The organism is Streptomyces scopuliridis (assembly GCF_042790125.1).
Lineage (GTDB): Bacteria > Actinomycetota > Actinomycetes > Streptomycetales > Streptomycetaceae > Streptomyces > Streptomyces scopuliridis_A.
In genome coordinates this window covers 112,967-134,290 of the sequence record NZ_JBHTZS010000007.1, presented here as the reverse complement: position 1 = coordinate 134,290, position 21,324 = coordinate 112,967, and the positions used below count along the sequence as shown (strand labels likewise).

General features: G+C 72.8%; 17 protein-coding genes. 6 read left to right on the top strand and 11 right to left on the bottom strand.

Going from position 1 to position 21,324, the window contains the following annotated elements; genetic code table 11:
- The first annotated feature begins 148 nt into the window (after window positions 1–148).
- Window positions 149–1,489, top strand: a complete 1,341-nt coding sequence (locus ACFRKB_RS13565) for a transcriptional regulator (protein ID WP_383105800.1) — start codon at window positions 149–151, stop codon at window positions 1,487–1,489.
- Window positions 1,490–1,574: 85 nt separating this feature from the next.
- Window positions 1,575–2,105, top strand: coding sequence for an NUDIX hydrolase (locus ACFRKB_RS13560; RefSeq protein ID WP_383105799.1), 531 nt, complete (start codon window positions 1,575–1,577; stop codon window positions 2,103–2,105).
- Window positions 2,106–2,134: 29 nt separating this feature from the next.
- On the opposite strand, the gene ACFRKB_RS13555 is transcribed toward ACFRKB_RS13560, so the two are convergent.
- Window positions 2,135–2,392, bottom strand: coding sequence for a hypothetical protein (locus ACFRKB_RS13555; RefSeq protein WP_383105797.1), 258 nt, complete (start codon window positions 2,390–2,392; stop codon window positions 2,135–2,137).
- Window positions 2,393–2,567: 175 nt separating this feature from the next.
- Window positions 2,568–3,428 carry a 3-hydroxybutyryl-CoA dehydrogenase gene (locus ACFRKB_RS13550; RefSeq protein WP_383106038.1) on the bottom strand — a complete coding sequence of 287 codons (861 nt, stop codon included), beginning with the start codon at window positions 3,426–3,428 and terminating at the stop codon, window positions 2,568–2,570.
- 194 nt (window positions 3,429–3,622) lie between these two features.
- On the opposite strand from ACFRKB_RS13550, the gene ACFRKB_RS13545 reads away from it, so the two are divergent.
- Window positions 3,623–4,861: a glycoside hydrolase family 10-like protein gene (locus ACFRKB_RS13545; RefSeq protein ID WP_383105795.1), complete on the top strand. Its 1,239-nt coding sequence runs from the start codon at window positions 3,623–3,625 to the stop codon at window positions 4,859–4,861.
- Window positions 4,862–4,965: 104 nt separating this feature from the next.
- Here the strand turns inward: ACFRKB_RS13545 and ACFRKB_RS13540 are convergent, their stop codons facing one another.
- Entirely contained in the window at window positions 4,966–5,934 is a 969-nt protein-coding gene (locus ACFRKB_RS13540) for a DMT family transporter (RefSeq protein ID WP_383105793.1), read from the bottom strand.
- On the opposite strand from ACFRKB_RS13540, the gene ACFRKB_RS13535 reads away from it, so the two are divergent.
- Both ACFRKB_RS13535 and ACFRKB_RS13530 read left to right on the top strand, forming a co-directional pair.
- Window positions 5,933–7,369, top strand: a complete 1,437-nt coding sequence (locus tag ACFRKB_RS13535; protein WP_376581134.1) for an aminotransferase-like domain-containing protein — start codon at window positions 5,933–5,935, stop codon at window positions 7,367–7,369. The two genes, ACFRKB_RS13540 and ACFRKB_RS13535, sit on opposite strands and share 2 nt — an antisense overlap.
- A gap of 126 nt (window positions 7,370–7,495) precedes the next feature.
- Window positions 7,496–8,071, top strand: coding sequence for a histidine phosphatase family protein (locus tag ACFRKB_RS13530; RefSeq protein ID WP_383105791.1), 576 nt, complete (start codon window positions 7,496–7,498; stop codon window positions 8,069–8,071).
- Between the two features lie 36 nt (window positions 8,072–8,107).
- On the opposite strand, the gene ACFRKB_RS13525 is transcribed toward ACFRKB_RS13530, so the two are convergent.
- Together ACFRKB_RS13525 and recQ are read right to left on the bottom strand one after the other, a co-directional pair.
- Entirely contained in the window at window positions 8,108–8,887 is a 780-nt protein-coding gene (locus ACFRKB_RS13525) for a hypothetical protein (protein ID WP_383105790.1), read from the bottom strand.
- Window positions 8,888–8,965: 78 nt separating this feature from the next.
- On the bottom strand, window positions 8,966–10,909 hold the full coding sequence (gene recQ, locus ACFRKB_RS13520) for a DNA helicase RecQ (protein WP_383105788.1): 1,944 nt from the start codon (window positions 10,907–10,909) through the stop codon (window positions 8,966–8,968).
- A 157-nt stretch (window positions 10,910–11,066) separates the two neighbouring features.
- Between recQ and ACFRKB_RS13515 the strand changes: the two genes are divergently transcribed.
- Window positions 11,067–11,843 (top strand): VOC family protein, encoded by a 777-nt coding sequence (locus ACFRKB_RS13515; protein ID WP_383105786.1) that lies wholly within the window; start codon window positions 11,067–11,069, stop codon window positions 11,841–11,843.
- Window positions 11,844–11,861: 18 nt separating this feature from the next.
- Here the strand turns inward: ACFRKB_RS13515 and ACFRKB_RS13510 are convergent, their stop codons facing one another.
- From ACFRKB_RS13510 to ACFRKB_RS13485, 6 genes are all read right to left on the bottom strand, one after another.
- Window positions 11,862–12,053 carry a DUF1059 domain-containing protein gene (locus tag ACFRKB_RS13510; protein WP_030355315.1) on the bottom strand — a complete coding sequence of 64 codons (192 nt, stop codon included), beginning with the start codon at window positions 12,051–12,053 and terminating at the stop codon, window positions 11,862–11,864.
- Between the two features lie 68 nt (window positions 12,054–12,121).
- On the bottom strand, window positions 12,122–13,354 hold the full coding sequence (locus tag ACFRKB_RS13505) for an RNA polymerase sigma factor (RefSeq protein ID WP_383105784.1): 1,233 nt from the start codon (window positions 13,352–13,354) through the stop codon (window positions 12,122–12,124).
- A gap of 48 nt (window positions 13,355–13,402) precedes the next feature.
- Window positions 13,403–13,759, bottom strand: coding sequence for a YciI family protein (locus ACFRKB_RS13500; protein WP_383105783.1), 357 nt, complete (start codon window positions 13,757–13,759; stop codon window positions 13,403–13,405).
- A gap of 150 nt (window positions 13,760–13,909) precedes the next feature.
- The gene (locus ACFRKB_RS13495; protein WP_383105781.1) at window positions 13,910–14,971 is read right to left on the bottom strand and encodes an ABC transporter ATP-binding protein; all 1,062 of its coding nucleotides are present in this window, start codon (window positions 14,969–14,971) and stop codon (window positions 13,910–13,912) included.
- Window positions 14,968–17,781, bottom strand: coding sequence for an ABC transporter permease (locus ACFRKB_RS13490; RefSeq protein ID WP_383105779.1), 2,814 nt, complete (start codon window positions 17,779–17,781; stop codon window positions 14,968–14,970). Before ACFRKB_RS13490 ends, ACFRKB_RS13495 begins: the two co-directional genes overlap by 4 nt.
- A gap of 1 nt (window position 17,782) precedes the next feature.
- Window positions 17,783–21,193: an FtsX-like permease family protein gene (locus ACFRKB_RS13485; RefSeq protein ID WP_383105777.1), complete on the bottom strand. Its 3,411-nt coding sequence runs from the start codon at window positions 21,191–21,193 to the stop codon at window positions 17,783–17,785.
- Between the last annotated feature and the right edge of the window lie 131 nt (window positions 21,194–21,324).

The following is a 21,324-nucleotide window of genomic DNA, read 5'->3' as shown; positions in this document are numbered from 1 at the left end:
CGGCGCCTCTTTTGCGAGGCGATTCAGTCAACCGGTCCCGCGACCCCGGCGGCAGGGTGCACGGGGCCTGTTTCCGGGCATTACGTTCACACCCCGTGCGTTTCCCGTTCCACTACGCTGGTTCGGCCGAGCCACCGGAGGGGCACTCATGCACCCCAATTCTCTGCTCGATTCCCTGCTCGACGAGGCGGGTATCTCCCATGCCGGTCTCGCCGCGCGGGTCAACCAGGCGGGCCGGGCCAGAGGTCTCGCCCTGCGCTACGAACACACCGCCGTCTCACGGTGGCTGAAGGGGCAGCGTCCGCGCGGCCAAGTGCCCGACCTGATCTGCGCGGTGCTGAGCGAGCGGCTGCACCGCTCGCTCACGCTGGACGACATCGGCCTCGGGGTGATGGGGGAGTCGCTCGTACCGCACGGCACCCCGCTCTCCGGTTTCGTGGAACGGGCCACCGCGCTGTGGCGCTGCGACGAACAGCAGCGTCCGCACATAGTGGGCGCCCCCACCGTCACCGGCACGCCCGCCGTGATGCCCGTCTGGGAGTGGGAGAACCCTCCCGAGGACGCCGATGTCTCGCGCAGCGGACGCAACAAGGTCGGCCCGGCCGACATCAAGTTGCTGCGCTCGGCCAGGGCGCACTACGAGCTGATGTACCGGCGGGCGGGCGGAGTCGCCACCCGCGCCAGGATCGTCCGCTTCCTCAACGCGGAGACCGCCCCGCTGCTGCGCGGCGGGTACAGCGACGCGCTGGGCCGCCAACTGCACCGCGCCACGGGCGGTCTGGTCGCGGTGGCCGGTATCTGCGCGTACGACTCCGACGCCCACGGCCTCGCCCAGCGCTACTTCCACCAGGCGCTGCGGCTGGCCAAGGCGAGCGGGGACCGGGGGCTCGGCGCGTATGTGATCGCGCTGCTGGTCAACCAGTCGCTGCACATGGGGGAGTACCGCCAGGCCGTCGCCTTCGCCGAGGCGGCGCTGCGGACGGCCGGGCGCCAGATCACCCCGGCGCTCGCCGCGGATCTGTACGCGATGCAGGCCAAGTCGTATGCGCATCTCGGCGACGGCAGCGGGGCGCTCGGCTGTATCCGGCGCGCGGAGACGGAGGCGGAGCGCATCCGCCCGGGTCACGAACCGGACGAGACGGGCTACGTACAGCCGGGCCTGGTGAATGTACAGGTGGCGGAGGCGCTGCTCAGCCTCGGTGATCTGGCCGCCGCACGGGCGCACGCGGCGGCGGCCGTGGACACCCCGGCGCACGACCGCGGCCGGGTCCACCGGCTCGCGATGCTCAGCCATATCGAGTTGCGGCAGGGCGAGGCCGACCGCGCCGCCAGAACAGCGGCCGAAATGGCCGAACGCGCGCGGGGGATGGAGTCCCAGCGCCTGCGAGACCGGTTGCGCGCCGTACGGGAACAGCTGGTGGCCAGCGGATCCACGGACGCCGAGGAGACGGCGGAACTCATCGAAGGCGCGCTGCGCGTTCCTCTGTGAGCCCCTTTATGAGCCCCCGCACGTTCCCGTCCGCCCAGACTGCTGCTGCGATATTGCCATCAACTTGTCGGAAGGTGGCAGAAACGTGCAGTGGACGAAACTTAACGAACAGACCGTGTACGAGAACCGCTGGTTCCGGGTCAATCTCGCGGACGTCAAGCTCCCCGACGGCCGGCATCTGGACCACTTCCTCATCCGGCTCCGCCCCGTCGCCGTGGCGACGGCGGTCAACTCCGCCAACGAGGTGCTGATGCTCTGGCGGCACCGCTTCATCACCGACAGCTGGGGCTGGGAGCTGGCCGCCGGGGTCGTCGAGGACGGCGAGGACATCGAGACGGCGGCCGCCAGGGAGATGGAGGAGGAGACCGGGTGGCGCCCGGGACCGCTCCGGCATCTGCTCACGGTCGAGCCGTCCAACGGCCTGACCGACGCCCGACACCATCTCTACTGGGCGGAGGACGCCACGTACATCGGCCATCCCGAGGACGACTTCGAGTCCTCGCGCCGGGAGTGGGTCCCGCTCAAGCTGGTGCCGGACATGATCGCCCGGGGTGAGATCCCGGCCGCCAATATGACGGCCGGGCTGCTGATGCTCCATCACCTGAGGCTGGGCTAGCACAACAACACGCCCGAGTCCTGGCTCACTTACCGGCCCAGGGACTGCCAGACCGCCACCGCCAGCGCTCCGAGCGAGCAGAGCGCCGCCACGGCGGGCAGCGGCCACCTGGCGTGCTCCAGGGCCGCGACGCGCGCGGCCAGATCGGTCACATCCTTGTCGGTCTGGTCGTTGCGCTGGGCCAGTAACGCCAGCCTGCCGTCGGTCCTGGCGAGACCGACGTCGAGGCCGCGCCGTAACTCGGCGCACTCTTCGCCGACCAGAGAATGGTCAGAGGGGGTGGTCACGAATCCGCTCCTGTTCGGGAAAGTCGTCCAACGGTTCTCCGCCCGGCCCCGGCGGGTGCCGGGACCAAGCGGAACCGAGTCAACTCCCCTTGCGCGCGGGGCAGCAGGGTGTGTGAATGGCATATTCGAGCACCCTTCGCACACGCCGTGCGAATTTTGTGACCCTCCGTAATTATCACCCGTAGGAGTAGAAACCCGCGCCCGTCTTACGGCCCAGCCTGCCCGCGTCGACCATCCGCTGGAGCAGCGGGGACGCCGCGTACAGCGGCTCCTTGAACTCCGCGTACATCGAATCGGCGACCGACGCGACGGTGTCGAGACCGATCAGATCCGAGAGCTTGAGCGGGCCCATCGGATGGGCACAGCCCAGCTCCATCCCGTTGTCGATGTCCTCGCGGCTGGCGATCCCCGACTCGAACATCCGGATCGCGGCGAGCAGATACGGAATCAGCAGCGCGTTCACCACGAACCCCGAGCGGTCCTGGGCCCGGATCGCGTGCTTGCCCAGCACCCCCTGGACCACGGCCTCGGCACGCTTGACCGTCTCGTCGGAGGTCGTGAGCGCGGGGATCAGCTCGACCAGCTTCTGCACCGGGGCCGGGTTGAAGAAGTGGATGCCGATGACCTGGTCGGGACGTGAGGTCGCGACGGCCAGCTTGACCAGCGGAATGGAGGAGGTGTTGGAGGCCAGGATCGCGTCCGGACGCGTCACGACCTGATCGAGCACCTGGAAGATCTCCGTCTTGACCTGCTCGTTCTCCACGACGGCCTCGATGACGAGATCGCGGTCGGCGAACTCCCCGAGGTCCGTGGTGAAGCTGAGCCGGCCCAGCGCCTCGTCCCGCTCCGCCTCGGTGATCTTGCCGCGTTCGGCGGCCTTCGCGAGGGAGTTCTGCAGCCGGGTACGGCCGATCTCCAGGGCCTCGCCGGTGGTCTCGGCGACCTTGACCTCCAGGCCGCTGCGTGCGGCGACCTCCGCGATGCCTGCGCCCATCTGGCCGCAGCCCACCACTCCGACGCGGGCGATATCGGTCAGGGTGTCGGTCACATCGTGCCTTTCGCTGGTCCGGTGTCCCGGCAGGTCCCCCGTGTGATTCCGGCGCCCGCCGCGAGAAAGGACGTTACTCCGCCAGGGTGTGTGGACGGGGTGCCGGGGCGGGCATGCTCAGCCCGTACGGCGGGGCGGGTTCCGGTGACCCGTCCGCGCGGACCGGACGCGGAGGACGGCGCATGGGGCAGATCGGCAGAAGACGGTTCGTGGCGGCGGCGACAGGGGTCGTGACCTCGCTGGTGGCCGCCGGGGACGTGGCGGCCGTCGCCGCGTCCGTACCGCACCGGCGCGCCCCGCGCAGGGAGCTGCGCGGGATGTGGATCGCGACCGTCGTCAACCGTGACTGGCCCTCCGTGCCCGGGCTCACCGCCGCACAGCAGAAGGCCGAGCTGCTCCGGCACCTGGACACGGCGGTCGCCCGCGGGCTGAACGCCGTGGTCTTCCAGGTACGGCCCACGGCGGACGCGCTGTGGCCCTCGCCGTACGAGCCCTGGTCGCAGTACCTCACCGGCACCCAGGGCAAGGACCCCGGCTGGGACCCGCTGGGCACGGCGGTACGGGAGGCACACGCGCGCGGACTGGAGCTGCACGCCTGGTTCAACCCGTACCGGGTCGCCAACCACACCGACCCCTCGCGGCTCATCGCGACACATCCGGCCCGGGTCCATCCGGACTGGGTGCTGCCGTACGGCGGGAAGCTCTACTACAACCCCGGTCTGCCCGAGGTCAGGACGTTCGTCCAGGACGCGATGCTGGACGCGGTGAAGCGCTACGACATCGACGCCGTGCACTGGGACGACTACTTCTATCCGTATCCCGTCGCCGGACAGGTCTTCGAGGACGACGAGGCGTACGCGCGCCACGGCGCGGGCTTCCCGGACAAGGCGGCCTGGCGGCGGGACAACACCGACCGGCTGGTGCGGGAGACGGCCGAGCGGATCAAGAAGATCAAGAAGCATGTGCGGTTCGGGATCAGCCCGTTCGGGGTGTGGCGCAACGCCGCCACGGACCCGCTCGGCTCCGACACCCGGGCCGGGGTGCAGACGTACGACGATCTGCACGCCGACACCCGGGGGTGGGTCAAGAAGGGCTGGATCGACTACATCGTCCCGCAGCTGTACTGGAACATCGGTTTCGCCGCCGCCGACTACGCGAAGCTGCTGAGCTGGTGGGACGGCGTCGTCCGGGGGACGGGCGTCGATCTGTACATCGGCGAGGCCCTCTACAAGGTGGGCGATCCGGCCCAGCCTGCCGCCTGGCAGGACCCGTCCGAGCTGTCCCGTCATCTGAGCCTCGCCAAGGAGTACGCGGGGGCGCGGGGGCACTGCTTCTTCTCGGCGAAGGAGGTCGGCGCGGATCCGATCGGGGCGATGTCGAGGGTGGTGGCCGACCACTACGGGAAGCGCGCCGGGAAGTGACCCAGTGACCCCAGCCGTGCCGGACGTGCTGACCGGACTTCCTGTCCGGACTTCCTGATCGGCTCCCCCGGGGGCCGGTCGGGTGCCCGCCCGCTGGGTGATCGTCAGGTACCCGCCCGCTGGGTGACCGCGATACAGACGAGCACCGCCACGGCCGCCACCGGCGCGGCGGGGGTCAGGTGCTCGCCGAGCAGCAGTACGGACCAGACGAGGGTGAGGACCGGCTGGGCGAGCTGGAGCTGGCTCGCCCTGGCGATGCCGATCGACGCCATGCCCCGGTACCAGACGTAGAGGCCGAAGAACGTCGAGCCCGCGGCGACCCAGGCGAGTCCGATCACGCCGTGGGCCGTCAGCCGGACCGGTTCGAAGGACAGCGCCACCGCCGCGCCCGCCACCGCGAGCGGCAGACAGCCGATCAGCGCCCAGCCCACCACCTGCCAGCCGGGCATCACACCGGCCAGCCTGCCGCCCTCCGTATAGCCCGCCGCGCACACCAGCAGGGCGCCGAAGAGATAGAGATCCCCGGAGGAGAGGGCCCCGCCGCTCTGCTGCACCGCGAACGTGATCACCACGGCCGCGCCGGCGAGAGCGGCCAGCCAGAAGGCCCTGGAGGGGCGCCTGCCCGTACGGACAGCGGCGAACGCGGCCGTGGTGAGCGGCAGCAGCCCGACCACCACGGCGGCGTGCGAGGTGGTGGAGGTCTCCAGCGCGAGCGTCGTCAGCAGCGGGAAGCCCACCACGACCCCGCCGCCGACGACCGCGAGCCCGGCCCAGTGCCGGCGCTCGGGGACCGGGACGCGGAGGGCCAGCAGAAAGCCGCCCGCGATGAGGGCGGCGAGCGCGCTGCGTACGGCGACGAGGGACCAGGGGCCGAAGCTCTCCAGGCCCCACACGGTGGACGGGAAGGTGAGCGAGAAGGCGACGACGCCCAGCACGGCGAGGAGCGTGCCGCCGTGCGCGCCGTGCGTGCCGTGCGTGCCGTGCGTGTTGTGTGAGCCGCGTATGCCGGGCGCGGTCGCGGCGCCGCTGACCGCTATCGAGGTCGGGGGAGTAGCGCTATCCTGTGCTGTCATGTATGAGCGTAGCAGCGTGGCGGAGCTGGCGAATTCGCTGCGGCAGGAGTTGAACCGCTACTCACCTGGGGGAAAGCTGCCGTCCAGCAGGGCGCTGGTCGACCGTTACCGCGTCTCGCCGGTGACCGTCTCCCGGGCCCTCGCCAGGCTCGCCGCCGAAGGGCTCGTCGTCACCCGCCCCGGCGCCGGTGCCTTCCGCGCACCGGCCAGAACGGAGACCGCGCCGTCGGGGGACACCTCCTGGCAGGAGGTCGCCCTCAGTGCCGACGCCGCCACCGAGCTCGTACCGCGCTCGGTCGACGCCACCGGGGTGCTGGTCACCCTCGCCGCGCCACCGCCCGGCGTCATCGAGTTCAACGGCGGCTATCTGCACCCCTCGCTCCAGCCCGAGCAGGCGATGGCCGCCGCGCTGGCGCGGGCGGGCAGACGGCCGGGCGCCTGGGGCCGACCGCCCACCGACGGCCTGCCCGAACTGCGCGACTGGTTCGCGCGGGGGATCGGTGACACCTGGACGGCCGCCGAAGTCCTGGTCACGGCCGGCGGCCAGAGCGCGCTGACCACCGCGCTGCGCGCACTCGCCCCGCCCGGCGCTCCGGTCCTGGTCGAATCGCCCACTTACCCGGGGATGCTGGCGATCGCCCGCGCCGCCGGGCTGCGCCCCGTACCGGTGCCGGTGGACCCCGACGGCGTACGGCCCGAGCTGCTCGCCGCCGCCTTCCGGGCCAGCGGCGCCCGGGTCTTCGTCTGCCAGCCGCTCTTCCAGAACCCCACCGGAGCCGTGCTCTCCCCGGCCCGCAGACCCGAAGTGCTGCGGATCGCGCGGGAGGCCGGGGCGTTCATCGTGGAGGACGACTTCGTACGGCGGCTGGTGCACGAGGACGCGGGCCCGCTGCCCGGACCGCTCGCCGCCGACGACCCCGACGGTGTCGTCGTCCATGTCTGCTCCCTCACCAAGGCGACCTCCCCGAGCCTGCGGGTCGGCGTACTGGCCGCCCGGGGCCCGGTCCTCGAACGGCTGCGCGCCATCCATGTCGTCGACACCTTCTTCGTACCGCGCCCGTTCCAGGAAGCCGCCCTGGAACTGGTCGGCTCCGCCGCCTGGAACCGCCATCTGCGCTCCGTCTCCGCCGCGCTGAAGACCCGCAGGGACACCCTGACCACCGCGCTGCGCACCGAACTGCCCGAACCGGCCCTCCCGCACATCCCCTCCGGCGGCTACCACCTCTGGCTCCGCCTCCCGGACGGCACCGACGAACAGGCCGTCGTCTCGGCCGCGCTGCGCGCGGGCGTCGCGGTCGCCCCGGGCCGCCCGTACTTCAGCGCCGAACCGCCCGCCGCCCATCTGCGGCTGAGCTTCGCCGCGGTGGCGGGGCCCGCGGAGATCACCGAGGGCGTGCGACGGCTCCGTACGGCCTGGGACGAGACGCCCGGCTGAACGGGCACGGTAGGGCCGAGCGTCCCGTACGGACGGGGCACATGCCCGGTGAATATCCGGAATCGTGTCCTCCGCGCCACCCGCTGCCTCTTGACCGGTCCGGCTTTCGGCTCCACGATCACGGCCATGAGTGTTCGGGTCACTTTGGTCGCCGCCGCGCGCGGCTCGGACCTGTACGACGAGCGCTTCGACGACGACCGTCCCGTCGACCGGGCCGGCTGGCACGAGATGCAGCGCGTCGCCCACGCCCTTGTCCCGCTGTCCGCCGCCGACCTCCGCTACTGCTCGCCGACGCTGCGCAGCCGTACCACCGGCGACGCCCTCGGCTACGCGCCGCTCGCGCAACCCGCCCTGCGCGACTGCGACATGGGCCGCTGGCGCGGCTTCACCCTCGCCGAGGTGATCGCCCGCGAACCGGCCGCCGTCGACGCCTGGATCGCGGACCCGCGCTTCGCCCCGCACGGCGGCGAGACACTGCTGGCCTTCATCTCCCGGATAGGGGGCTGGCTGGACACCCGGCCCGCCGAGGACATCGCCGCGATCGTGGCGGTCGCCGAACCGGCCGTCGTACGGGCGGCGCTGGTATACGCGCTCAAGGCGCCGCCGCGCACGTACTGGTACGTGGATGTCCAGCCGCTGTCGACCATCACGCTGACGGGCACCCCGGGCAGGTGGAGTCTGCGGCTGGACGGCGGAGCCTGAGCGGCCCGGCCTGAACGGTCCGGCCGAACGTGGGCGCTAGCGAGTGCGGTGGTGCCCCGGGGCCAGGACCGGTGGGGACGCGGCATCGTCGGGCGGGGCCGGGAAGTCCGCGACGGCGAGGTCGATGTCGTCCTGGCAGTCCGTCCTTCCGCACTCGCAGGCGAAGGCATGGGCGGTCGTCCGCGCGTCCCCCGGGGACCACGGGCGCGCGAAGAACGCCTCGTACTGGGCGACCGTGGCCCGGTTGGCGGACCGCAGCAGCCGCGCGCGCTCGTCGCCCGTCGCCGCCACCGGTCCCCCGCTCAGGACCTCGGCGAAGATCGTCTCGACCGCCGCCACGGTCTCCTCGACCCCGTTCTCCCCGTCGATCACCAGCCGCCGGGCGCCGTACTCCGCCACCTCGGTCTCGATCTCGCCGGCCAACGACCGGTAGAGCGTGAGCTGCCCGGCGGAGAGCCCGCGTTCCCGCAGCCGGGCCCGCTGGACCCCGGCCGACGGCTGGAGCCAGACGGACGCGGCCGGACCGCCGGGGACCGTGGCGACGACCGCCGGGGTGATCGGGGTGCCCTCGGCGATGATCAGCGGGGCCGGCGGCAGCGCGCTGAGGTCGTCGACGATCATCTGCCCGCGCTCATGATGCAGGGACATCGCGATCAGCTCCGCCCGGGGCACGGACCAGCGCTCCGCGCGCGGCAGCGCCTCGAACCGGATAGCGGCCGGGTGCCCGGCGGCGATCGCGCGGTCGCGGTGCTCCCAGGTGTGGGCGTCGGCGTTGTACCAGCGCAGTCCGTACCGCCGGGCGATCAGCCGGGCCACGGTCGTCTTGCCGGCCGCCCGGCGGTCCGCCGATCCAGAGCACCTGGGGCAGCGCGTGCGACGGCGGCTGCGGCCGGGTCATTCCGCGGTACCGACCGCGGCCGTACCGAGCGTCTCCAGGATCTGCTGCCCGTACTTCGCCAGCTTGTTCTCGCCGACCCCGGTGACCGTGCCCAGCTCCGCCAGCGTCGACGGGGCCAGCGTCGCGATCTCGCGCAGCGTCGCGTCATGGAAGATCACATACGCCGGTACGCCCTGCTCCTTCGCCGACGCCGCCCGCCAGGCGCGCAGCGTCTCGAACACCGGCATGGCCTCCGCCGGCAGATCGACCGGTGCGGAACGCTGCCTGGACGACTTCTCCGCGCGCGCCGGCCTGGCCGCCTTCTCGGGCTCGCGCCGCAGGACGACCGGGCGCCGCCCGCCCAGCACCTCTCCGCTCTCGTCCGTGAGGACCAGCGTCCCGTAGTCGCCCTCCACGGCGATCAGCCCCTGCGCCAGCAACTGCCGCGCCACGCTCCGCCACTCGGCCTCGCGCAGCTCCGTACCGATACCGAAGACGCTCAGCGCGTCATGGTCGAACTGGATGACCTTGGCCGTCTTCCTGCCCAGCAGGATGTCGGTGATCTGTCCCGCGCCGAACTTCTGGTTGCGCTCGCGCTTCAGCCTGACCACGGTCGACAGCAGCTTCTGCGCGGGGACCGTACCGTCCCAGGACTCCGCGGGCGTCAGACACGTGTCGCAGTTGCCGCACGCCGTGCTCCGCTGCCCGAAGTACGCGAGCAGCTGGACGCGCCGGCATTCGACGGTCTCGCACAGCGCGAGCATGGCGTCGACATGGGCGCTCAGCCGCCGGCGGTGCGCGTCGTCGCCCTCGGAGGTGTCGATCATCTTCCGCTGCTGCACGACGTCCTGGAGTCCGTACGCCAGCCAGGCCGTGGACGGCAGCCCGTCACGCCCCGCGCGTCCGGTCTCCTGGTAGTAGCCCTCCACGGACTTCGGCAGATCGAGATGGGCGACGAACCGTACGTCCGGCTTGTCGATGCCCATGCCGAACGCGATCGTCGCGACCATCACCATCCCGTCCTCCCGCAGGAAGCGCGCCTGGTTCGCGGCGCGCGTACGGGTGTCGAGGCCGGCGTGGTACGGCAGCGCGTCGACGCCGTTCTTCACCAGGAACTCGGCGGTCTTCTCCACCGATGCCCGGGAGAGGCAGTAGACGATGCCCGCGTCGCCGGGGTGCTCGGCGCGCAGCAGCTGGAGCAGCTGACGCTTCGGGTCGTTCTTCGGCGCGATGCGGTACTGGATGTTGGGCCGGTCGAAGCTGGCCACGAAATGCCGCGCGTCCTGGAGGCCGAGCCGGGACGCGATCTCCGCGTGCGTGGCCTCGGTGGCGGTCGCGGTCAGCGCGATACGCGGCACCTCGGGCCAGCGCTCGTGCAGCGAGGAGAGGGCGAGATAGTCGGGGCGGAAGTCGTGTCCCCACTGGGCCACGCAGTGCGCCTCGTCGATGGCGAACAGCGAGATCGTGCCGCGCTCCAGCAGCCGTACGGTCGACTCGACGCGCAGCCGTTCCGGCGCCAGATAGAGCAGATCCAGCTCACCGGCGAGGAACTCGGCCTCGACGAGGCGCCGTTCGTCGAGATCCTGGGTGGAGTTGAGGAATCCGGCCCGTACGCCGAGCGCCCTCAGGGCGTCGACCTGGTCCTGCATGAGCGCGATGAGCGGTGAGACGACGACCCCGACACCCTTACGGACCAGGGAGGGAATCTGGTAGCAGAGCGACTTGCCGCCGCCCGTCGGCATGAGCACGAGCGCGTCGCCGCCCGCGACCACATGCTCGATGATCTCCTGCTGGCTCCCGCGGAAGGAGTCGTATCCGAAGACGCGACGCAGGACCTCAAGCGCCTCACTCGCCTCGGCCCCCGCTTCGGGACCCGCTTCGGGAAAAGCCGCTTCGGAACCCGCTTCAGGTTCTGCTTCGGTGCGCGTCTCGGGAGGGGTGCCGGTTTCCGGGGAGCTCATCCGCCGATTCTATGAGGGACCGCCGACATCGATCAGGCCGATCGCGATCTCCGCCGCGGGACAGACGCTGTAGGACATGTTCTGACCTGCATCGCCTCTAGCGTCGGAGACCCGGCACGGAGGAAACCTCCGGGCGCGAAGCGATCAGGAGCGAACGATGAGCCATGTCACCCGCAATCAGCCGGTCGGCACCCCCACCTGGATCGACCTCGACGTGCCCGATGTCGAGCGCGCGAAGGAGTTCTACGGCGCGCTGTTCGGCTGGGAGTACGAGGCGGGAGCCGCCGCCTACACGGTGTGCCGGCTGCGCGGCCGGGCGGTCGCCGGATTCCGGCAGGTCCCCGCCCCGGATTCCACCGATACCGCCCCCTCGCCGCTGTGGTGTGTGTACTTCGCGACCGACGACTGCGACGCCACCGCGAAGCGGATCGCCGACGCGGGCGGCACCCTGACGCGGGGCCCGCTGGAGATCGGGGACCAGGGGACGCTGGCGCTCGCCGCCGACCCGTCGGGCGCCCGGTTCGGCCTCTGGCAGGGGCGCGCGCTCCTCGGCTGCGAGATCGTGAACGAGCCGGACGCTCTCCTCCGTAACGACCTGACCACCCCGGACCCGGTACCGGCGCGCGCGTTCTACCCGGCGGTCTTCGACTTCACGCTGGACGGCAACGACGATCTGCCGGGCGTGGACTTCAGCTTCCTGCGCCGACCCGACGGTCATGAGATCGGGGGCATCCTGGGGGTCCCGGAGGCGCCGTCCGCCGCGTGGCAGACACTCTTCGAGGTCGCCGACGCCGACGCGGCCGCGGAACGGACCCGGGCGGCCGGCGGTACCGCGGGCGTCCCCTCGGACACGATCTATGCGCGGATGGTGAAGATCACCGATCCCTTCGGCACCACCTTCGAGGTGGGCTCCCGGCTCGTCGGTACTCTGTAGGGCCGGGTCGGCCGGGCCTCAGGCGTGCTGGGGCATCTCGTCCTTGAGCGCGGCTCGGATCTGTTCACGCAGTTCCGGGCTGCTCTTGTGGCCGTGCATGGACACAGCGTGCTCGCTGGCGGCGCGGACCACTTCTTCCTCCTCGCCGGAGATGGCGAGGGTGCAATTCGTCTCGCTCGGGAAGTCCCGGCAGTCGGCTACCTTGCGCATGACGCACCTCCTCGTCCCAGTTTCCTCCTTTTTGCACCGTTTGTGGCCATATGGAATGCCGGGTACGGCTACACACAGCGAGCGGCCCGTTCCAGGAGAAGTCCACGCTCCCGTGCGTTACGGGTCAGGGACGCCGCCCGCTCGAACTCCGCGCGCGCCTCGTCCCTCCGCCCCAGGCGCTCCAGCAGATCTCCCCGGACGCTCGGCAGCAGGTGATAGCCCTTGAGGGCCGGTCCTTCCGCCAGGGCGTCCACCAGCTTCAGCCCGGCCGCGGGACCCTCCGCCACGGAGACGGCGACCGCCCGGTTCAGCTCCACCACCGGGGACGGGGTCAGCGCCATCAGCCGGCCGTACAGCGCCGCGATCGCCGTCCAGTCCGTGTCCTCGTAGCGGACCGCCCGCGCGTGGCAGGCGGCGATCGCGGCCTGGACGGAGTACGGGCCGTGGCCCGCGCGCTGGAGCGACTCGACGCCACGCAGGATGAGCATGCGGTTCCACCGGTGCCGGTTCTGGTCGGCGAGCAGCACCGGTTCGCCGTCGGGGCCCGTGCGGGCGGCGATGCGCGAGGACTGGAGCTCCAGGAGAGCGGCCAGGCCGTGGACTTCGGGCTCCTCGGGCATCAGGCCCGCCAGGACACGCGCCAGCCGCAGCGCGTCCTCGCACAGGGCCGGGCGCACCAGATCGTCCCCGGCCGTCGCCGAGTAGCCCTCGTTGAAGATGAGGTAGATGACTTCGAGGACCGACGCGACGCGGGCGGCCCGGTCGGCGGCGCCCGGGACCTCGAAGGGGACCCCGGCCTTGGCGAGTGCCCGTTTCGCGCGGACGATGCGCTGGGCGACCGTCGGCTCCGGGGCCAGGAACGCGCGGGCGATCTCCTCCGTCGTCAGCCCGCCCAGCAGCCGCAGTGTGAGCGCGACCCGGGCCTCCGTCGACAGCACGGGATGGCACGCGGTGAAGATCAGCCGCAGCAGATCGTCGTCGATGTCGTCATCGCCCATGGGCTCGGGCGGCGGCGCCACATCCTCCAGCTCCCGGCCGACCTCCGCCAGCTTGCGCGCGTACGTCTCCTTACGGCGTACGAGATCGATGGCGCGGTGCTTCGCGGTGGCCATGAGCCAGGCGCCCGGCTTGTCCGGGACGCCCGACTCCGGCCACTGCTCCAGCGCGGCGACCAGAGCGTCCTGCGCGAGTTCCTCCGCGATGCCCACGTCCCGCACGATGCGGGCGACACCCGCGATGATCCGCGCGGACTCGATCCTGAATACCGCTTCGACCGTGTCGGTCGGGCTTGCTGATGTCACGACCACCCATCAGAGCAGCCGGGTGGGGGTGGGGCAAGCGCGGCCCGGTCAGCCCTCGGCGATCTCGCGAACCTCGACGCTGACGGTCCAGTTCTCCGGGTGGACCTCAAGGAACCGCTTCGCCCACTCCAGGGCCTCCGCCTTGGTCTCGCAGCGGGTGAGGGAGTAGCCGCCGATGACTTCCTTGCTCTCGGTGAAGGGCCCGTCGGTGTAGCTGAGCTTGCCGTCGGACCAGGTGATCCGGGTGCCCTCGGACGTCGGGGTGAGCCCGGCGGTCTCCAGCATCACCCCGGCCTTGGTGATCTCCTCGAACAGCGCGCCCATGCGCGCCTCGAACTCGGGGTCGGGGCCCTCGGCGGGGAGATTCCGCTCGTCGACGCGGACCATCGTCAGAAAACGCGGCATGGTGACTCCTCGGTCGGGAGGACGGGGGCCTTCCCCGCCTCTCACACCCTTGCGTCGAACGGGACACGGCCGGATCGACAGCTCCTCCGGAAATCTTCCAAGATTTTTCCGGACCCGGCCACGGGCGTCATGAGGAGGTTCGGCCGAACCTCACCCGTGGGTGTGCCCACCACTCCCCGAGGGCCTGGAGCCCGGCTCGGACTGACGCGTCTCCTTCTCGTTCCCGCCCGCGTCGTCGGGCCAGACCCCGATGTGGTCCTGCTCCAGCTCCAGCATCACGCGGTCCTCCATGCCCAGCGCCGCGGCGTACTCCGCGGGCAGCTGAAGCCGTCCGGCCCGGTCCAGCATTGCGTACTCCCGGGCCACCACCGACTCCCGGCCCTCCGCGTCGACCTCCGTGCGGCGCAGCACCTCCGACGCGGTGCGGCCGTCACGGATCGCGACGGTACGGCGGACCTCGTCCGCGACGGCCTGGTCGTGGGTGACGATCACGATCGTCGTGCCCAGCTCCTCGTTGGCCCGCCGGAACGCCGCGAAGACCTGTTCGCCCGTCGCCGAGTCCAGCTCTCCGGTCGGTTCGTCGGCGAGCAGTACGGAGGGGGAGTTGGCGAGGGCGACGGCGATCGCGACGCGCTGCTGCTGCCCGCCGGACAGCTGGTGCGGCCGGCGGTCGCCGCAGTCGGCCACCCCCAGCATCGCCAGGAGCTCCGCCGCCCGCTCGGCCTTCCGCTTCGACCCGCCCCGGCCCGCGCGTCCGCGCAACTGCATGGGAAGCGCCACGTTCTGGGACGCCGTCAGATAGGGGAGGAGATTGCGGGCCGTCTGCTGCCAGACGAAACCGACCACGTGACGGCGGTAGTCCAGCCGGGACTTGGCGTCCATCGCGAGCAGATCGCGGCCCGCGACCTTGGCCGCGCCCGCCGTGGGGACGTCCAGGCCGGCGAGGATGTTCATCAGCGTCGACTTGCCGCTGCCGGAGGCGCCGACGAGGGCCATCAGCTCGCCCTCCTGGACCGTGAGATCCAGCCCCTGGAGGGCCTGCACCTCCACCCCGTCCGTGGTGAAGATCCGCACCAGCCGGTCGCAGGCGATCAGCGCGTCATGACCGTACGAGGGACGGCCCCCGCGCGCTGCCGCGCGCCGCTCCAGCTCCGCGAGAGTCGGCCGCGCGCTCGGCGTTCCGGCCGCCGGATCGGTCGTCGTGTCGGTCATCGCGTGTCTCCTGCTCTGAGTTCGGTGATCGATCCGCGCCGCGCCGTCCACCAGGACTGGCCGAGGGCCACGGCCCCCGTCAGCGCGACCACGCCGGCCGCGGGCAGCGCGAGGGTCCACACATCGGTACGCAGTGAGACGCCGCCCACCGGCGTGAGACCGGACGCGGCGGTCAGGGCGAGCCGGGCCAGGTCGACGCCCGGAGCGAGCAGCCGGATGGTGGCCCAGGCGACGAGGACGCCGCCCCCGGCGGCGAGCAGCGCCTGCGGCAGCGCCTCAAGACCCAGCAACTGCCGGCTCTGACGGGGCTTCAGCCCCATGGTGCGCAGCCTGGCCAGCAGCGCGGCCCGTTCCGGCGCCGAGTGCAGCAGCGACAGCAGAAGGGCGGCGACGGCGTAGACCGCGCCCGCGGCCACGGCGGTGGCATAGATCCGCTCGGCGCCCGACTGGAGCGGTGAACCGGTGAGCGCCGCCCGCTCCTCGCTGCGGAGCGACACCTCGGCCTCCTGCCCGGCTCCGGCGCCGAGCGCGGCCCGCAGCGCCCGCGCGTCCATCCCCGCGCCCGTGGCCAGCAGCGTCGTCGGCTCGGCGTGCTCCAGGCCCGCGCGGTCGACCAGCAGGAATTCGGAACGGGGAGCGACCGGCGTAACGGGCCGTACGGCGACGATCCGTACGGTGATCTCACCGGCCGGCGAGCTGATCCGGCGCGGCGCGGTACCGAGCCGCTCGGCGAGACCGGGTGAGGCGACCGCGTCGAACACCCCGCCCGTGCTCTTCAACGCGTCGGCGGGGAAGGCCCCGAGGTCCAGCTGCCGGGCCAGCCGCGTGTACGACTCCGGCTCGACCCCGATGAGCGTGAGCGGCTTCTGCGACGCGGTGCCGGCGCCCTCGCCGGGCGCGAGCTCCGCCGTCGACTCGACGCGTACGGCCGTCGTGTCCCGTACGCCCGCCACGTTCCGCGCCGTCCGTTCCGCCTCCGCCGGGAGTGGGGTGGCGTCGCGCGGGGTCGAGACGCGGGCGTCGGCGCCGACCGCCAGCAGCGCGGCCCGGTCCCGTGCCTCCGTGACCCCGGACAGCACCGAGCCGCCGAACGCCGCCGTCGTCAGCGCGATGAGCAGCGCCAGCAGCGGCAGCGCACCCGTCGCCGACGACCGCCCCGCGCGGGCCAGCGACAGGAAACCGATCGCTCCGCGCAGCCGCGCCGCCGGACGGGCCGCCCAGCGCAGGGGCAGCGGATACAGCCGTACGAGCACGAGCGCGGCGATCAGCGCGACGAGCACCGGAGCCGCGCTCACCAGCAGGTCACCGGCGCCGGACGTGCCGCGACGGCGCAGCGTCACCACGGAGGCGACGGCGAGGAACAGGAGGGTCAGTTCGGCGACGGTCCGCTGTCTGCCGGGCCTGGCGAGGGCCAGGTCGTCGCGGTCGCCGTGCGCCCGGGGCCGCCGGTGCAGGAAGACGGCCCGCACCGGCAGGGCGGCGCAGGCGAGCAGCGCCACGGCGCTCGCGCCGTACACGGCGGGCAGCGGACGCGCCTCGTCCACCGCGACCAGGGCCAGCAGCAGACCGGCCCCGGACGCGGGCAGCGCGATCACGGCGGTTTCGGCGAGGAGCCGTCCGCCGATGCCGCGCAGGGAGGCGCCACGCGAGCGCAGGAGGGCGAGTTCGTCGGTACGGCGCGCGGCGATCAGACCACCGGCCATCGCGAGCACGACGGCGGCGACCGACCCGACCCCGAAGGCCGCGACGACGACGATGCGGGTGATCGCCTCACGCGTCGCGACATGGGAGCCGACCACCGTCTCCAGGTCGGTGCTCAGGACCGCGGTGCCGCCCGCGATCTCACGCATCTTCAGCAGTTCGGGTCCGCCTTCGAGGGACGCGATCCGCTGGAGGAGTCCGGGCGTGTCCTGCGCGGTGAGCCCTTCGGTCGCGGGCGCGACGCGCCAGTACCTCTCCGGCATCGACTGGGTGCCGAGGAGGGCGGGCGCGGCGTCCGGCGCCAGCAGGAGGCCCGCCCTCCAGTGGTACAGCGGCGGGCTGCTCGGCAGGACCGTCAGACCAGGGGTGCGCAGGACCGGCTCGACGGACCAGTAACTGCCCCGCGGATCACGGGGCTCGACGATCCCGGTGATCCGTACGGCCAGATCCGTGGACCCGGTGGAGTCACTCAGCCGGATCACCGAGCCGACCCGCAGACGCAGATCACGGGCGGTCGCCGAGGTCACGGCCGCCTCCAGCTCCTTCGTCCGCGCCGTGACCGGCCCGTCGGTGGCGGGCAGCCGCCCCTCGCGCACGGCGGCGTGGTCGGCCAGGTCCGACTGCGCGGCCAGCGTGAACGCGGGAGGAACCCCGTCGGGACGCGGCAGCCAGCGGTCCTGGCCGCTGAGGGCCTCGGAGGTCCGTACCCCGTACGCCGACTGCGCCGCGTCCGCCCGCAGCGGTGCCGGCAGACTCGCCAGCACCTCGCGGTGGACTGCCGAGAGCGCGGCGGGCCGCATCTCCTCCTCACGGGAGGGCAGCGGAATCTCCAGTCCGGGCTGGGGTGTGGTCAGCTGGAGCGCGGTCGCGCTCGGGGGAGCGCCGGCGATCTCCCGCCGCAGTCCTCCGGTCTCGTAGGAGTCCACGGCCCGCGGGAGCGCGGCGGCGAGGAACGCCGTGATCAGCACGAGCAGACCGAAGGCCACGGTCGCCCCGGGAGCTGTCCGCAACCGCGTCCGGACCCATGGCGCGACCGGGCGCCCCGGGCGCTCCGCGCGCCCCGTGCCTTTCGCGCCCTTCGTACGTACATCGACTGGCCCGCGTGTCATCTCAGTTGTCCCCCTGGTGGCGAAGCGAGCCGACGGGATCGGCGCGCCGGACGGCGATGGCCGCGGTGATCAGCAGGGGCACGGCGGCGACGCCCGCGAGGAACAGGGCGACCTGGGACACCGGAAGTTCCACGAGCACCCGGGGCACCGGCTGGGCCGCCTGCGCGGTCAGGACGACCAGCGGCACCACGGCCCGGGTCAGGAGCGTTCCGAGCACCGCGCCGGCGAGCAGACCGATACCGATCAGCAGCCCCTGCTTCGTCGCGACCAGTCGGGCGAGGCTCCGGCGCGATGCCCCGAGGGCACGCAGGACGGAGAGTTCGGCGGACTGCTCCCGCAGGGAACCCACGGCGCTCACCGCGAACCCCACCGCCGCGAGCGCGGCGGCGGCCACCGCGACGGCCATCAGCGCCGAGCGCGGCCCGCTGCCGAGCGGGTCGCCGGCCAGACCGGCCGCCACTTCGTCGCGTACGAGCACCTGTCCGGGCGTGCTGTCCGGGCGGTCGCGCAGCGCGGACGCGACGTCCGCGGCGGCGCCGGGGGCGGTGCTCAGCCACCACTCGTTGGGCGCGAGAGCCGCGCCCGCGCGGTCCGCCAGCACCGCGTTGACGGCCCGCAGATCCACCAGCAGCGCGCCGCCGGCCGCCGCGTCGTCGCCCTCACCCGCGGCGGTCACCGGGGCGGCGCCGCCACCGGAGGCCACCGCGCTCCCGGTCGTGGGCAGTTCCCGTACCGCCTTGACGATCGTCACCCGGAGCTGCTCCCCGGCGAGATTCAGATCGACGCTGTCCCCGAGCCCGGCCCCGGACGCGCGCAGAAAGCCGTCCGTGGCGACGGCCGAGATCCCCTCGCGGGCGGCGGCGCGCGCGACATCGAGCTGTACGGAGAGATGGCCGCCGCTCTCGCCCGCGCTCCCCGTGGTGTACGGGACGGTCAGCGGCGCGGTCCGCGACGCGGCCGGGCTCAGCGCCATCGCTGTGCCCTCCTCCTCGTTCGCCGTCACGCTCAGGCTGCCCCGCCAGCGCACCTCGCCGGGTACGGACACCGGGCGTTCGGCGCCGTCGGCGCCCGTGGCCAGCAGCCGCTCGACACTCAGCCGGTGCCGCTCGGACCCCTGGGCCGGGACCTCACCGCCGAGCTGGAACCCGGTCACGCCCAGCGGTCCGGCGGGGGCGCCGCGCGTGCCCGACGTGGTGGTGTCGAGATCGACGACGACCCGGTGGACACGGCCGTCGACGGGCACCTGCCCGCCGCTCAGCCGGTAGGAAATGCCGTAGCGGTCCTCGACCGTGATCTGGAGCTGGGGCGCGAACCCGGAGGCGGCCCGGCCCGGCGCCGCTCCCGCCTTCGCCGCTTCCTCCTTCTCGCTCTTCTCGCTCCGCGCGTCGAGATTCTCGATCCGCAGGTCGAGGGCGAGCCGGCGGGTGCCGTCGGGCAACGGCACCACCGCCCGCGCGGGGGCCTTCCGCGGCCCGGCCGCCCGCAGCAGCCCCGCCACCGGCTCGTCGGCGAGATCCCCGCGCATCAGCATCCGCTCGTCGGCATGCGCCGTGTCCAGCGCGAGGACCGTCGCCGTACGGGCGCCGGACAGATCCGTGACCGTACGGTGGGCGGGCGCAGCCTGCCGTACCCCCGGCAGCGACGCGTACAGCCCGGCCTGACCGGGCCCGGCGGGCCTGTTGTCCAGCACCCGTACCGAGGCACCCGTACCGAAGTCGGCCTGGTCGCGCTGGGACCGGTCCCATGACGCGCTCTGGCCGATCGCGAGCATCCCCATCGCCACGGCCAGCACCAGCAGCAGGACGGGCCCGGCGCCGCGCACCGTCCCGCGGCTGAAATGCCAGCCTGCCAGCGCGGCCGTCAGTCCGCGGCCTCCGGCGGCCCGCCGCTCCGCGAGCCGCGCTGCGGGAGGCAGCAGCCGCAGCGTGAGCACGGTTCCGGCGAGCAGTGCCAGCGCGGGCGCCATGACCATCAGCGGGTCCACGCCCAGAACGCCCTGGCGGTCGCCGCTGAGCGCTCCACCGCCGGACGTCCGGGTCTGCTGGTCCAGCTGCCAGTAGGCCACCGCCGCGATCAGCAGCAGCGCGACGTCCGCCCCCGCGCGTACGGGGCCGGGCAGCGCGGCGGCGCGGCCACGCCGCGTCCCGGAGGCCGGGCCGGCCGTCGCGGCCAGCGCGGGCGAGACGACCGCCGCCGCACAGCAGACGGCGACCGCCGCCGAGACCAGCCACACCGGCCCGGCCGCGAGCTCGCCCCACCGCCCCCCGGCGCCCTCGCCGAGCGCGGACCGCCGTACGAACAGGCCGGTCAGCGGACCCGACAGCAGCGGGGCGCAGAGCGCGGCCGGAGCCGCGAGCAGCAGCGCCTCCAGCACGGCGAGAGCGGCGAGCCGGCCGCGCGAGGCACCGCGCGCCCGCAGCAGAGCGGTCTCGCCCGCCCGTTCCGCGCCGAGGACCCGGGCCACCAGCAGCAGCGCGTACCCGGCCAGCAGGAGCAGTTGCAGGGCCACGATCAGCAGCGTGGACCGGGACACGAGCAGCGCCCGCTCGGTCCGGTCCAGCAGGGACGGCAGCGCGGTGGTCACCGTCGTGTTCTGCCCGAGAGCCGGTTCCTCGCGCAGCAGCGCGGGGGCGCGCGTGGACGCGGTGCGCAGCGCGCCGATCCGGTCGGTGGTGATGCTCCGGTAGTCGGCGGTGGCCAGCCAGGCGCTGTTGCCCCGGGAGACCTGGCCGGCGGCGAGCACGGCCGGGTCCGTGAGCAGCGGACCGTACGTGGTGAAGTCGACGTCACGGACCCCGCGCCCGCCCAGCGTGTCCAGCTGCCAGTACGGATCGACGGGGTTGGTGGCCTTGTACACGCCGGTGACCCGGACGGTCAGCCGGGTGCCGGCCAGCCGGTCGGTGAGCGTGACGCTCGCTCCCGCGCGCAACTTCAGCTGCGTGGCGGCGACTTCGGGCAGCGCGACGGGTATGGCGCCGCCGGCTTCCCGTCCGGAGCCCGGCCACTCGCCCGACACCAGGGTGATCCGGGACCGGTCCAGCGCGGCGAAGTGGGTCAGGTCGGGCTTGTCCTCGGGGGCGCCGGACGCCTGGAGGGACGTGGGCAGCGCATACGTTCCCGAGCTCTCCAGCTTCCGCAGCGTCACGGGCAGTCCGTCGAAGGCCCGCCCCGCGCCCCGGGCCGCCGCCTCCTGGGCGGCGTCGCTCCGTTCCAGTGGAACGTCCGCGTTGATGACGAGCACGGCGGACGCGGCGCCCCGGCCGCGCAGCGTCTCCCGCAGCGCGGTGTCCGCGAGCGAACCGGAGAACGCGGTGAGGGCGGCGAGCACACAGGTGGTCAGCACCACCGCGAGCAACGCGGCCGCCAGGAGCAGCCGGTGCCCGACCGCGCGCAGAAAAATAAACCCCGCCACCCGTTCCCCCGCCCGGTTTACGTCAACGCCTGTTGAAATGGCTTTCTATCAGGAAACCGCGTGCAGTCGAAAAGAAGTTCGCCCTTATTGCCCGTTCGCAGGACGTCCGCACATACTGTGGCCGGACCGAT

Bases quoted from the DNA above. Each gene is read 5' to 3' on its own strand.
- ACFRKB_RS13495 (WP_383105781.1), bottom strand. From the start codon at position 14,971: ATGACCGACACGACGACCGATCCGGCGGCCGGAACGCCGAGCGCGCGG.
- ACFRKB_RS13545 (WP_383105795.1), top strand. From the start codon at position 3,623: ATGGGGCAGATCGGCAGAAGACGGTTCGTGGCGGCGGCGACAGGGGTC.
- ACFRKB_RS13535 (WP_376581134.1), top strand. From the start codon at position 5,933: ATGTATGAGCGTAGCAGCGTGGCGGAGCTGGCGAATTCGCTGCGGCAG.
- ACFRKB_RS13565 (WP_383105800.1), top strand. From the start codon at position 149: ATGCACCCCAATTCTCTGCTCGATTCCCTGCTCGACGAGGCGGGTATC.
- ACFRKB_RS13540 (WP_383105793.1), bottom strand. From the start codon at position 5,934: ATGACAGCACAGGATAGCGCTACTCCCCCGACCTCGATAGCGGTCAGC.
- ACFRKB_RS13530 (WP_383105791.1), top strand. From the start codon at position 7,496: ATGAGTGTTCGGGTCACTTTGGTCGCCGCCGCGCGCGGCTCGGACCTG.
- ACFRKB_RS13490 (WP_383105779.1), bottom strand. From the start codon at position 17,781: ATGACACGCGGGCCAGTCGATGTACGTACGAAGGGCGCGAAAGGCACG.
- ACFRKB_RS13515 (WP_383105786.1), top strand. From the start codon at position 11,067: ATGAGCCATGTCACCCGCAATCAGCCGGTCGGCACCCCCACCTGGATC.
- ACFRKB_RS13510 (WP_030355315.1), bottom strand. From the start codon at position 12,053: ATGCGCAAGGTAGCCGACTGCCGGGACTTCCCGAGCGAGACGAATTGC.
- ACFRKB_RS13500 (WP_383105783.1), bottom strand. From the start codon at position 13,759: ATGCCGCGTTTTCTGACGATGGTCCGCGTCGACGAGCGGAATCTCCCC.
- recQ (WP_383105788.1), bottom strand. From the start codon at position 10,909: ATGAGCTCCCCGGAAACCGGCACCCCTCCCGAGACGCGCACCGAAGCA.